The sequence below is a fragment of the Serratia sp. HRI genome (assembly GCF_010119335.3).
Lineage (GTDB): Bacteria > Pseudomonadota > Gammaproteobacteria > Enterobacterales > Enterobacteriaceae > Serratia > Serratia nevei.
Map to the genome: position 1 here is coordinate 2,717,215 of NZ_CP083690.1, position 12,458 is coordinate 2,729,672.

The following is a 12,458-nucleotide window of genomic DNA, read 5'->3' on the forward strand; positions in this document are numbered from 1 at the left end:
ACAGATTGTCTGATGAAAAGTAACGAGCAAAGCGCTACCTGTTGATGCCATGAGTTATTCATGCTGATACGAACCGATTAAGTTATTCAGTTTAATCGGATTTTCGTGTCCCCATCGTCTAGAGGCCTAGGACACTGCCCTTTCACGGCTGTAACAGGGGTTCGAATCCCCTTGGGGACGCCATTCCGATAATGAGTGAAAGACATTATCACCGGTCACGACAGGCCGAAAAAATCTTAAAGATGACTTTCGAGTCATGTTTAAGATATTGCTCTTTAACAATCTGGAACAAGCTGAAAATTGAAACATGACGGCTGAAATTTATCCCTCCGTAGAAGTATTGGGGTAAAGAGTAACCTGTCATAGAGTCTCTCAAATGTTTGCAGCACGAACGATGGAAACATCTTCGGGTTGTGAGGTTAAGTGACTAAGCGTACACGGTGGATGCCTAGGCAGTCAGAGGCGATGAAGGGCGTGCTAATCTGCGAAAAGCGTCGGTAAGGTGATATGAACCGTTACAACCGGCGATACCCGAATGGGGAAACCCAGTGTGTTTCGACACACTATCATGTCATGAATACATAGTGGCATGAGGCGAACCGGGGGAACTGAAACATCTAAGTACCCCGAGGAAAAGAAATCAACCGAGATTCCCCCAGTAGCGGCGAGCGAACGGGGAGGAGCCCAGAACCTGAATCGGCTTGTGTGTTAGTGGAAGCGTCTGGAAAGTCGCGCAGCAAAGGGTGATAGCCCCGTACACTAAAATGCACAGGTCGTGAGTTCGATGAGTAGGGCGGGACACGTGACATCCTGTCTGAATATGGGGGGACCATCCTCCAAGGCTAAATACTCCTGACTGACCGATAGTGAACCAGTACCGTGAGGGAAAGGCGAAAAGAACCCCGGCGAGGGGAGTGAAATAGAACCTGAAACCGTGTACGTACAAGCAGTGGGAGCACCTTCGTGGTGTGACTGCGTACCTTTTGTATAATGGGTCAGCGACTTATATTTTGTAGCAAGGTTAACCGTATAGGGGAGCCGTAGGGAAACCGAGTCTTAACTGGGCGAATAGTTGCAAGGTATAGACCCGAAACCCGGTGATCTAGCCATGGGCAGGTTGAAGGTTGGGTAACACTAACTGGAGGACCGAACCGACTAATGTTGAAAAATTAGCGGATGACTTGTGGCTGGGGGTGAAAGGCCAATCAAACCGGGAGATAGCTGGTTCTCCCCGAAAGCTATTTAGGTAGCGCCTCGTGAACTCATCTTCGGGGGTAGAGCACTGTTTCGGCTAGGGGGCCATCCCGGCTTACCAAACCGATGCAAACTCCGAATACCGAAGAATGTTATCACGGGAGACACACGGCGGGTGCTAACGTCCGTCGTGAAGAGGGAAACAACCCAGACCGCCAGCTAAGGTCCCAAAGTCATGGTTAAGTGGGAAACGATGTGGGAAGGCATAGACAGCCAGGATGTTGGCTTAGAAGCAGCCATCATTTAAAGAAAGCGTAATAGCTCACTGGTCGAGTCGGCCTGCGCGGAAGATGTAACGGGGCTAAACCATGCACCGAAGCTGCGGCAGCGACGTTTAGGCGTTGTTGGGTAGGGGAGCGTTCTGTAAGCCGTTGAAGGTGGCCTGTGAGGGTTGCTGGAGGTATCAGAAGTGCGAATGCTGACATAAGTAACGATAAAGCGGGTGAAAAGCCCGCTCGCCGGAAGACCAAGGGTTCCTGTCCAACGTTAATCGGGGCAGGGTGAGTCGACCCCTAAGGCGAGGCTGAAAAGCGTAGTCGATGGGAAACAGGTTAATATTCCTGTACTTGGTGTTACTGCGAAGGGGGGACGGAGAAGGCTAGGCTAGCCGGGCGACGGTTGTCCCGGTTTAAGCGTGTAGGGGGTGTGACCTGGTAAATCCGGTTGCATATCAACCCTGAGGCGTGATGACGATGCACTACGGTGCAGAAGTAGTTGATGCCCTGCTTCCAGGAAAAGCCTCTAAGCTCTAGGTAACATTAAATCGTACCCCAAACCGACACAGGTGGTCAGGTAGAGAATACCAAGGCGCTTGAGAGAACTCGGGTGAAGGAACTAGGCAAAATGGTGCCGTAACTTCGGGAGAAGGCACGCTGGCATGTAGGTGAAGTCCTTCGCGGATGGAGCTGAAGCCAGTCGAAGATACCAGCTGGCTGCAACTGTTTAATAAAAACACAGCACTGTGCAAACACGAAAGTGGACGTATACGGTGTGACGCCTGCCCGGTGCTGGAAGGTTAATTGATGGGGTCAGCCGCAAGGCGAAGCTCTTGATCGAAGCCCCAGTAAACGGCGGCCGTAACTATAACGGTCCTAAGGTAGCGAAATTCCTTGTCGGGTAAGTTCCGACCTGCACGAATGGCGTAATGATGGCCAGGCTGTCTCCACCCGAGACTCAGTGAAATTGAACTCGCTGTGAAGATGCAGTGTACCCGCGGCAAGACGGAAAGACCCCGTGAACCTTTACTATAGCTTGACACTGAACATTGAGCCTTGATGTGTAGGATAGGTGGGAGGCTTTGAAGCGTGGACGCCAGTCTGCGTGGAGCCATCCTTGAAATACCACCCTTTAATGTTTGATGTTCTAACTCGGCCCCATAATCTGGGGTGAGGACAGTGTCTGGTGGGTAGTTTGACTGGGGCGGTCTCCTCCCAAAGAGTAACGGAGGAGCACGAAGGTTAGCTAATCACGGTCGGACATCGTGAGGTTAGTGCAAAGGCATAAGCTAGCTTGACTGCGAGAGTGACGGCTCGAGCAGGTACGAAAGTAGGTCTTAGTGATCCGGTGGTTCTGAATGGAAGGGCCATCGCTCAACGGATAAAAGGTACTCCGGGGATAACAGGCTGATACCGCCCAAGAGTTCATATCGACGGCGGTGTTTGGCACCTCGATGTCGGCTCATCACATCCTGGGGCTGAAGTAGGTCCCAAGGGTATGGCTGTTCGCCATTTAAAGTGGTACGCGAGCTGGGTTTAGAACGTCGTGAGACAGTTCGGTCCCTATCTGCCGTGGGCGTTGGAAGATTGAGAGGGGTTGCTCCTAGTACGAGAGGACCGGAGTGAACGCACCACTGGTGTTCGGGTTGTCATGCCAATGGCATTGCCCGGTAGCTAAGTGCGGAAAAGATAAGCGCTGAAAGCATCTAAGCGCGAAACTTGCCTCAAGATGAGTCTTCCCTGGGCCTTTAAGGCCCCTGAAGGAACGTTTAAGACTAAGACGTTGATAGGCTGGGTGTGTAAGTGCAGCGATGCATTGAGCTAACCAGTACTAATGATCCGTGAGGCTTAACCTTACAACACCGAAGGTGTTTTTAGAGAGATTTTCAGCGAAGTTCCGAGATTGGTTCTGATGGCTTCAGGAGAGTGAAGCGGTTGGAATAAAACAGAATTTGCCTGGCGGCAATAGCGCGGTGGTCCCACCTGACCCCATGCCGAACTCAGAAGTGAAACGCCGTAGCGCCGATGGTAGTGTGGGGTCTCCCCATGCGAGAGTAGGACACTGCCAGGCATCAAACCAAGCCGAAAGCCCTGAACATCAGTTCAGGGCTTTTTGCTATGCGTAAAACGCAAAAAAGCGCAGCTACGCTGCGCCGTTCAACCACTCGACAATAAAGTCGGCGATGCTTTCCGGTTGATTGAGATCCAACTGCTTAGCCGCGATGGATAGTGGCCGGTCGCTGGCTACCGCCACGACAAACTGATCCAGCATGTCTTCCAACGGTCTGCCGATCTCGGCCCGATAAAGCAGGATCTTGCTGACCGGCTCATGTTTGAACCCTTCCACCAGGATCAAATCGACCTTATCGGCATCAAAACGTTCTGCCAGGTAGCGCAGGTCCAAAGGTTGTTGTTCCGGTGTTTCGGTCATTAATGCCCAGCGGCGATCGCTGGCGACCAGCGTTTGGTCGGCCCCCGCTTTGCGCAGCTCATAGCTGTCTTTACCCGGCGTATCCACATCCATGTCATGATGCGTATGCTTTATCAAACCAACCCTCACCTGGCGCTGTTTCAGCATCGGGATCAGCTGTTTGAGCAGGGTGGTTTTTCCCGTTCCGCTATAGGCACCGATGGCCAGCAAGGGGGGCAATGAACGATTCATTTCTTTAGCTCGCGTGCTTGCTGCCAATTCCGGCAGTCTTCCGGCGTATTCAGATTATGAAATGCCGCTTGTTGCCCGCTGAACACCACGCGTTGTGCGTTAATCTGATGCAAGAACAGCATCAGCTTGCGTTCACCCCGCGCCAGATAGTCAGCCAGCTGTGGCGCTGTTTGGGTATGCAATAACGCCAGCGTAGGATGATCCCGTTCGCCATCGCTGGCAAAGGCCGCTGGCGCTGCGCCTTTTTGCTGCCACAGCTGCGCGACTAAGTCGGCGGGAAAGTCGGGGACGTCACAAGGGACGAAGGCCACCCACTCGTTGGGAGATTGCTTGAGCCCGGCGAGCATCCCGGCCAACGGCCCGGCGAAATTGGGCGTCAGATCGCCAATTACCGGCAAACCGCTCGTCTGGTAGCGTGCCTGATTGCGGTTGGCGCTGATGGCAACGGAAGCCACCTGCGGCCGTAACCGGGCCAGAACATACTGATAGAGTGCGATACCGCCAATCGACACCAGGCCCTTATCCTCACCGCCCATGCGCGTGGCTCGCCCGCCGGCCAAAATGACGCCGCTGATTTCTTTATGCATCTCGTTTATCCCGCCTTGTCGATGCGCTGATTGTAGCGCTAAAGCCGGCGTGACATCAGGATTTACCTTTATTGACAAGCCGGTTCTTTCACTGCGTGGGTAAGCCTGTTACTTTGTGAGTTTATTCATGCTATTGGACGATATTGAGATGAAAACGCATCGCGTAAACGAGTTGATCGAGCTGTTGCACCCGGCCTGGCAGGAAGATCCCGATCTCAATTTGATGCAGTTTTTGCAAAAACTGGCGAAGGAAGCGGGCTTCCAGGGCGAGTTGTCCGAGCTGAGCGATGATATTCTTATTTACCACCTGAAAATGCGCGGCAGCGCCGGCACGGATCAGATCCCGGGCCTGAAGAAAGATTACGAAGAAGATTTTAAAACGGCGCTGTTGCGCGCTCGCGGGGTTATTAAGGACTGACCTTCGTGCGGTGCGAGAAAGCATAGCTCGTGAAACGCGCCATTAATGCTACTATTTCTCATTCCCGGCACCGTGCTGTCAGCGATCAAACGAACGTTATGAATAACTCTGCTTTTAATTTCGACACCCTGTCGCCCGATTTGATCATGGACGCGCTAGAAGGGATTGGCCTACGCGTCGATTCCGGCCTGACGGCGCTGAACAGCTATGAGAACCGCGTCTATCAGTTTATGGACGAGGATCGTCGACGCTACGTGGTGAAGTTTTACCGCCCGGAGCGCTGGAGCGCCGCACAAATCGGTGAGGAACATCAGTTCGCTCTGGATCTGGCCGGCGCAGAGATCCCGGCGGTGGCGCCGTTGGCGTTGCAAGGCGCTACGCTGCATACGCACGGCGGCTTTTTCTTTGCCCTGTTCCCCAGCGTGGGCGGGCGGCAGTATGAGATAGACAACCTGGATCAGTTGGAATGGGTGGGTCGTTTCTTGGGGCGCATCCATCAGGTCGGCGGTGAGCGTTTGTTCGCCGAGCGGCCGACGATGGGGATTGAAGAGTATCTCACCGCCCCGCGTCAGGCGCTGGCCGGTTGCGAGCTGTTGCCGGCAGCGCAGCGTGAGGGGGTCCTGCAGGCGACGGATAACCTGATCGCGGCGATCAAGCCGCACTGGCATCTGAACTGGCAGCCGCGCCGTTTGCACGGCGATTGCCATCCGGGCAATATTCTGTGGCGTGATGGCCCGCTGTTCGTCGATCTTGATGACGCGCGCAATGGCCCTGCGGTACAGGATCTGTGGATGCTGTTGCACGGCGAACGTCGCGACCAACTGATGCAGCTGGACGTTTTGCTGGAGGCGTACGGCGAATTTGCCGAGTTCGATCAGCGCGAGCTGGCGTTGATCGAGCCGCTGCGGGCGATGCGCATGGTGTATTACCTGGCCTGGGTCGCTCGCCGTTGGCAGGATCCGGCCTTCCCTAAGAGTTTTCCGTGGATGGCGGAGTCTGATTTCTGGTTATCTCAGACTGCGGCGTTTAATGAACAGGTTAAGCTGTTGCAGGAGCCTCCTCTGCAGCTGACGCCAATGTATTGAAGCTTTAACACAATGGAGAGTTTAGTCTTATGAAAAAAATATGGTTGGCGCTCGTTGGCATGGTGATGGCATTCAGCGCCTCGGCGGCACAGTTTAGCGATGGCACTCAGTACGTGACCCTGGACAAGCCGGTGACCGGTGAGCCGCAGGTGTTGGAGTTCTTCTCCTTTTACTGCCCACACTGCTACCAGTTTGAGCAGGTCTATCACGTGTCCGAGAACGTGAAAAAAGCGTTGCCTGCCGGCACCAAAATGACCAAGTACCACGTGGAGTTCCTGGGGCCGTTGGGCAAACAGCTGACTCAGGCGTGGGCGGTCGCGATGGCGCTGGGCGTGGAAGACAAAGTAAGCCCGCTGATGTTTGAAGCGGTGCAGAAAACCCAGACCGTGCAAACGCCGGACGATATCCGTAACGTCTTCGTGAAAGCGGGCGTAACCGCCGCAGATTATGACGCGGCCTGGAACAGCTTCGTGGTGAAATCTCTGGTGGTTCAACAGGAGAAAGCCGCAGAAGATCTGCAGCTGCGCGGCGTGCCGGCGGTATTCGTCAACGGCAAATACATGGTTAAAAACGATGGCCTGGACACCAGCTCGATGGACGCTTACGTGAAGCAGTTCGCCGATGTGGTTAAATTCCTCAGCCAGCAGAAATAAGCCTGATTCAACATGAAAAACGCCGGCATCGCCGGCGTTTTTTTATCCGTATTGCCGCTTCAATTTATCCAGCAACCGGTCTTTTTCCTGCCACAGCGTATTCAGCCACAGCTGGAAGCGCCGCTTGAACTGTTTGTCGTTGAAGTAGTCCCCGTGCAGGGTTTCATCGATCGGTAGCGTCTCTATTCTCACCACGATACGCGTCAGGCGGCCGCACAGCATATCCAGAAAGGGCCGCTGGTTATTTTCCGGATAAAGCAGGGTGACGTTCAACACTTTGTCGAACTGATTGCCCAGCGCGCTAAGGGTAAACGCGATGCCGGCAGCTTTGGGCGCCAGCAAATTGCGATAAGGTGAATTGCTTTTAATTTTCTTGGCTTCGGTGAAGCGTGAACCTTCGACGAAATTGACGATGGTGGTTGGGCGCTGACGGAATTTTTCGCAGGAACGGCGCGTCGTTTCGATATCCTTGCCGCGTTTCTCGGGGTGTTTGAGCAAATAGGCGCGGGAGTAACGCTTCATGAATGGCATATCCAGCGCCCAGCAGGCCAGGCCGACAAACGGCACCCAGGCGAGCTGCTGCTTGAGGAAGTACTTATTCATTGGAATATGATTTCTGAACAGCACGCACAATACGACAATGTCCGACCAACTTTCGTGGTTGCTGATCAGCAGATACCAGTTTTTGCGATCCAGCCCTTCCAGCCCTTCAATATCCCAACGCAACTGCCCGTTAATGCGCAATAACAGCGCCAGCCCTTGGCACCAACACCACATCATGAAATCGGCGAAAGCCGAGATATATCGCCAAACGGCGGGAATGGGCACCAGGAGTTTCACGATGCCGGCCAGCGTGATGGGGATGGAGCACAACACCGTCACCAGAATGGTAAGTATGACGGAAATGATAAAGATAACAGGCGTTAACAATCTTGGCATGATTATGGGCTGACGGTTGGTGGGAACATCGTTGCATGCCAAAGCGCATGAACAAAAACGCATTTTAACAGAAATCGCCGGGGTAAAGCGCCGCTAAAAATCACTGTTTTTCGTCTCATCGGATAACCCTTTGCTGAGTTTTCGTGCAACTTGTCCAGCTTGTGCTATGGTAATTGAGGCGCCGAATTTGATTAATAGTGCGATTAAAATCCGGCGAAAGTTATATCCACAAATCCAATGAAAGCCAATAATAAAGCGTCGCCGGAATTCGTTCTTTTAACGCGGTGATTTAAATAGGAATTTTATTCGCCGTTATAACGATAATCGCAGCGTTATAATTCGGTCTCTTTTCTATGCACAAAGTTATCCACAGGTAAGATCTTGCGGATCCTCGCGCACAATCACATCATTTTCGTCCGCAATGCACGCTAAGGTTCGTCTCCGGCGGCCAGCTATGGCATGCTTACCCCTATGTTCGATCACGATAAAGAAACGCTATGGCCCAGATTGCAGAAAACCCACTAATCCTGGTTGACGGTTCCTCTTACCTCTACCGCGCTTATCACGCCTTCCCGCCGCTGACCAACTCGGCGGGCGAGCCGACCGGCGCGATGTACGGCGTGCTGAATATGCTGCGCAGTCTACTGTTGCAGTATCAACCGAGCCACGTTGCCGTGGTGTTTGATGCCAAAGGGAAGACCTTCCGCGATGATCTGTTCGCTGAATACAAGTCGCACCGGCCGCCGATGCCGGACGATCTGCGCGCGCAGATCGAGCCGCTGCACAACATGGTCAAGGCGATGGGCCTGCCGCTGTTGGTGACGCCCGGCGTAGAGGCGGATGACGTGATCGGTACGCTGGCGCTGGAGGCCGAAAAGGCCGGCCACGCGGTGCTGATCAGCACCGGCGACAAAGACATGGCGCAGCTGGTGACGCCGAACGTCACCCTGATCAACACCATGAACAACACGATCCTCGGCCCGCAGGAAGTGTGCGACAAGTACGGCATTCCGCCGGAGCTGATCATCGACTTCCTGGCGCTGATGGGCGATTCATCGGACAATATTCCCGGCGTGCCGGGCGTGGGCGAGAAAACCGCCCAGGCGTTGCTGCAGGGCATCGGCGGGCTGGATGCCTTGTATGGCAATCTGGAGAGCATCGCCACGCTGAGCTTCCGCGGTGCCAAAACCATGGCGGCCAAGCTGGAGCAGAATAAAGAGGTCGCGTATCTCTCCTATAAGCTGGCGACGATCAAAACTGACGTCGAGTTGGATCTGACCTGCGCTGAGCTGACGGTGTCCGAGCCGGATGTCGATACGCTGCAACAGCTGTTCAAACAGTACGAGTTCAAACGCTGGCTGGCGGACGTGGAAGCCGGCGTATGGCTGGAAAACAAGAAAGGCGCGGGTGCGAAAGCTGCCGGCGCCGCCAAACCGGCCGTAGCCGCGGAAGCGCCGAAAGCGCTGGCGGAGGCCAAGCTGTCTCAGGACGGTTATGTCACCATCCTGGACGAAGCGACCTTTACCGACTGGCTGGCGCGGCTGAAGAAGGCCGACGTGTTTGCCTTCGATACCGAAACCGACGGCCTGGATACCCTGACCGCCAATCTGATCGGCCTGTCCTTTGCGATTGCGCCGGGCGAAGCGGCTTATTTGCCGGTGGCGCACGATTATCTGGATGCGCCGGCGCAGCTGGATCGCGCTTACGTGCTGGAGGCGCTCAAGCCGCTGCTGGAAGACGAGAAAGCGCTGAAGGTCGGGCAAAATCTGAAGTTCGATATGAGCCTGCTGGCGCGTTACGGCATCGAGATGCGCGGCATCGCCTACGACACCATGCTGGAGTCCTATGTGCTGGACAGCGTCGGCGGCCGTCATGATATGGACAGCCTGGCCGATCGTTATCTGGGCCACAAAACCATCACCTTCGAAGAGATCGCCGGCAAGGGCAAGAACCAGCTGACGTTCAATCAGATCGCGCTTGAGCAGGCGGCGCCTTACGCTGCCGAAGACGCCGATGTCACGCTGCAGCTGCACCTGGCGATGTGGCCGCAGCTGAAGCAGAGCGCAGAGCTGCTGACGGTGTTCAACGAGATTGAAATGCCGCTGCTGCCGGTGCTGTCGCATATCGAACGTACCGGGGTGCTGATCGATCCGGCCATTTTATCGGCCCACTCGCAGGAGCTGGCCAAGCGTCTGGCTGAGCTGGAGGCGCAGGCTCACGAGCTGGCGGAAGAGCCGTTCAACCTGGCGTCGACCAAGCAGCTGCAGGCTATCTTGTACGAAAAACAAAAGCTGCCGGTGCTGAAGAAAACCCCGGGCGGGGCGCCATCCACCAACGAAGAGGTGCTGGCCGAGTTGGCGCTCGACTATCCGCTGCCGAAAGTGATTCTGGAATACCGCGGTTTGGCGAAGCTGAAGACCACCTATACCGACAAGCTGCCGCTGATGATCAACCCGGTCAGCGGTCGGGTGCATACCTCGTACCACCAGGCGGTGACCGCCACCGGCCGTCTTTCCTCAAGCGATCCGAACCTGCAGAACATCCCGGTGCGCAACGAAGAAGGGCGTCGTATTCGCCAGGCCTTTATCGCGCCGGTAGGTTACCGCATCGTCGCGGCCGACTACTCGCAGATCGAGCTGCGCATCATGGCGCATTTGTCACAGGATGAGGGGTTGCTGAAAGCCTTCGCCGAAGGGAAAGACATCCACCGCGCCACGGCGTCGGAAGTCTTCGGCGTGCCGCTGGATAAAGTGACCGGTGAGCAGCGCCGCAGCGCCAAGGCGATTAACTTCGGTCTGATTTACGGCATGAGCGCCTTCGGCCTGGCGCGTCAGCTGGGGATCCCGCGTGGGGAAGCCCAGCGCTATATGGATCTGTACTTCGAGCGTTACCCGGGCGTGCTGGACTACATGGAGCGCACCCGCCAGCAGGCTTCCGAACAGGGCTATGTCAGCACGCTGGATGGGCGCCGCCTGTATCTGCCGGACGTCCGCTCCAGCAATGCCATGCGCCGCAAGGCGGCCGAGCGTGCCGCCATCAACGCCCCGATGCAGGGCACGGCGGCCGACATTATCAAACGTGCGATGATCGAGGTCGACGCCTGGCTGCAAGGGCAGGAGAAGCCGCTGGTGCGCGCGATCATGCAGGTGCACGATGAATTGGTGTTTGAGGTGCACGAGTCGGTGATCGAAGAAGCCAGCCAACGTATCCGCCAATTGATGGAGGGCAGCATGACGCTGGCGGTGCCGTTGAAGGTCGACGTGGGCGTCGGCATGAACTGGGATGAGGCGCACTGATCGCCGGTTTATCGCCGGATGTGCTAACTGGCGAGAACCTAAGCATTTTTCGTAATTAAGCTACAAGATGCGGCGATAGTTTCCCCAACTTCGCCGTTCTTGCGCCGCAAATTGTGTAAGTAAACTACAAAAAATTCTTTTGCCCTGCGAAAAAATGATGTAGAGTTACAGGCGTAGGGTACAGAGGTAAGATGTTCTATCTTTCAGACCTTTTACTTCACGTAATCGGATTTGGCTGAATATTTAGCCGCCCCAGTCAGTATTGACTGGGGCGTTTTTTATTGTAAAAACAGCAGCAAACCATACGTTTTTCCTATCTCTTCGCACCGTTTTTCGTTCCCGCTCCCGCTCCCTCAACGCCGTGATTTGGTGAGATCAGCCTGCCCTGGCGATAAGTTTTTATGATGGCTTTATTTCAGAACTGTAATTAGATAACAAAAAATCCCGCCTGTGGCTGAACTGCGGGCATAAAAAAGCCGATGCGGTGAGGCATCGGCTCTGGCGTTCAGCCTGGGCTTATTCGCCGGCTTCGTCTTCCGGCAGCACTTCCGGCGGGATCTCGTTAAACCAGGTATCCAGCTTCTGGCGCAGCTTGTCGACACCGATCTTCTTCAGCGACGAGAAGGCTTCAACCTGGATATCCCCCATAAACGGCAGCACCGCTTCACGCACCATATTGAGCTGCGCCTTGCGTGCGCCGGAGGCCAGTTTGTCGGCCTTGGTCAGCAGCACCAGCACCGGGGTGCCGACGTCGACCGCCCACTGGATCATCTGCTGGTCGAGATCTTTCAGCGGATGGCGGATATCCATCAGCACCACCAGGCCCTTCAGGCTGTTACGCATCTGCAGGTATTCGCCCAGCGCGCGCTGCCATTTGCGCTTCATTTCTTCCGGCACTTCGGCGTAGCCGTAACCCGGCAGGTCGACCAGGCGGATGCCGTCTTCCACTTCGAACAGGTTGATCAGCTGGGTGCGCCCCGGCGTCTTACTGGTGCGCGCCAGGCTTTTTTGGTTGGTCAGGGTATTCAGCGCGCTGGATTTCCCGGCGTTGGAACGGCCGGCAAAGGCGACTTCAATTCCTGCATCCCCCGGCAGATGGCGAATATCGGGTGCGCTGGTGACGAAATGGGTCACATGATAGTTGTAGTTCTTGCTGGTCAAAATTTTTCGTCTCCGTGAGGATGGCTAACTGGTTGGCGATTATAACTGCATCAGCGGTAAAAATGGCGTGTTTCTCGGTTTTTAAGCGGCGGGACGCGATAAAACGACAGTTATGCCGCGCGTAGGTTGTGAGACATTTGCCATTCGAATCGCGGGTAATGTCGCTTTATTCGAAAGTGATATTTCTG

At 55.0% G+C, this 12,458-nt stretch carries 8 protein-coding genes, 1 tRNA gene and 2 rRNA genes; 7 read left to right on the plus strand and 4 right to left on the minus strand.

Annotation, left to right across the window (positions count from 1 at the left end):
* Nucleotides 1-107: 107 nt before the first annotated feature.
* The 3 genes from GF111_RS13085 (at nt 108) to rrf (ending at nt 3,540) form a co-directional block, all read left to right on the plus strand.
* Nucleotides 108-183: transfer RNA gene (locus tag GF111_RS13085), tRNA-Glu, on the plus strand.
* A gap of 234 nt (nt 184-417) precedes the next feature.
* Nucleotides 418-3,325 (plus strand): 23S ribosomal RNA (locus tag GF111_RS13090).
* A gap of 99 nt (nt 3,326-3,424) precedes the next feature.
* Nucleotides 3,425-3,540, plus strand: a 5S ribosomal RNA gene (gene rrf / locus GF111_RS13095).
* Between the two features lie 72 nt (nt 3,541-3,612).
* On the opposite strand, the gene mobB is transcribed toward rrf, so the two are convergent.
* Together mobB and mobA are read right to left on the minus strand one after the other, a co-directional pair.
* A complete protein-coding gene (mobB, locus tag GF111_RS13100; protein ID WP_038872517.1) occupies nt 3,613-4,131 on the minus strand; it encodes a molybdopterin-guanine dinucleotide biosynthesis protein MobB in 519 nt (172 codons plus the stop codon).
* Entirely contained in the window at nt 4,128-4,718 is a 591-nt protein-coding gene (mobA, locus tag GF111_RS13105) for a molybdenum cofactor guanylyltransferase MobA (RefSeq protein ID WP_038872520.1), read from the minus strand. The genes mobB and mobA overlap by 4 nt, the downstream gene beginning before the upstream one ends.
* Nucleotides 4,719-4,866: 148 nt before the next feature.
* Here mobA and GF111_RS13110 point away from each other — a divergent pair, with 148 nt between their 5' ends.
* The 3 genes from GF111_RS13110 to dsbA all read left to right on the plus strand — a co-directional run bounded on the left by GF111_RS13110 (nt 4,867) and on the right by dsbA (nt 6,874).
* Complete coding sequence (locus tag GF111_RS13110) at nt 4,867-5,136, plus strand: YihD family protein (protein WP_004931268.1); 270 nt, start codon at nt 4,867-4,869, stop codon at nt 5,134-5,136.
* A gap of 98 nt (nt 5,137-5,234) precedes the next feature.
* Entirely contained in the window at nt 5,235-6,221 is a 987-nt protein-coding gene (locus GF111_RS13115) for a serine/threonine protein kinase (RefSeq protein WP_147191595.1), read from the plus strand.
* A gap of 29 nt (nt 6,222-6,250) precedes the next feature.
* Nucleotides 6,251-6,874 carry a thiol:disulfide interchange protein DsbA gene (gene dsbA, locus GF111_RS13120; protein ID WP_025304721.1) on the plus strand — a complete coding sequence of 208 codons (624 nt, stop codon included), beginning with the start codon at nt 6,251-6,253 and terminating at the stop codon, nt 6,872-6,874.
* 42 nt (nt 6,875-6,916) lie between these two features.
* On the opposite strand, the gene GF111_RS13125 is transcribed toward dsbA, so the two are convergent.
* Complete coding sequence (locus tag GF111_RS13125) at nt 6,917-7,813, minus strand: acyltransferase (RefSeq protein ID WP_033636498.1); 897 nt, start codon at nt 7,811-7,813, stop codon at nt 6,917-6,919.
* A gap of 497 nt (nt 7,814-8,310) precedes the next feature.
* On the opposite strand from GF111_RS13125, the gene polA reads away from it, so the two are divergent.
* Nucleotides 8,311-11,109 (plus strand): DNA polymerase I, encoded by a 2,799-nt coding sequence (gene polA / locus GF111_RS13130; RefSeq protein ID WP_055317180.1) that lies wholly within the window; start codon nt 8,311-8,313, stop codon nt 11,107-11,109.
* A 516-nt stretch (nt 11,110-11,625) separates the two neighbouring features.
* Here the strand turns inward: polA and yihA are convergent.
* The gene (gene yihA, locus GF111_RS13135; RefSeq protein WP_019452177.1) at nt 11,626-12,270 is read right to left on the minus strand and encodes a ribosome biogenesis GTP-binding protein YihA/YsxC; all 645 of its coding nucleotides are present in this window, start codon (nt 12,268-12,270) and stop codon (nt 11,626-11,628) included.
* Nucleotides 12,271-12,458: the final 188 nt, after the last annotated feature.

Coding starts and splice junctions, on each gene's coding strand:
- mobB (WP_038872517.1), bottom strand. CDS start 4,131: ATGAATCGTTCATTGCCCCCCTTGCTGGCCATCGGTGCCTATAGCGGA.
- mobA (WP_038872520.1), bottom strand. CDS start 4,718: ATGCATAAAGAAATCAGCGGCGTCATTTTGGCCGGCGGGCGAGCCACG.
- GF111_RS13110 (WP_004931268.1), top strand. CDS start 4,867: ATGAAAACGCATCGCGTAAACGAGTTGATCGAGCTGTTGCACCCGGCC.
- GF111_RS13115 (WP_147191595.1), top strand. CDS start 5,235: ATGAATAACTCTGCTTTTAATTTCGACACCCTGTCGCCCGATTTGATC.
- dsbA (WP_025304721.1), top strand. CDS start 6,251: ATGAAAAAAATATGGTTGGCGCTCGTTGGCATGGTGATGGCATTCAGC.
- GF111_RS13125 (WP_033636498.1), bottom strand. CDS start 7,813: ATGCCAAGATTGTTAACGCCTGTTATCTTTATCATTTCCGTCATACTT.
- polA (WP_055317180.1), top strand. CDS start 8,311: ATGGCCCAGATTGCAGAAAACCCACTAATCCTGGTTGACGGTTCCTCT.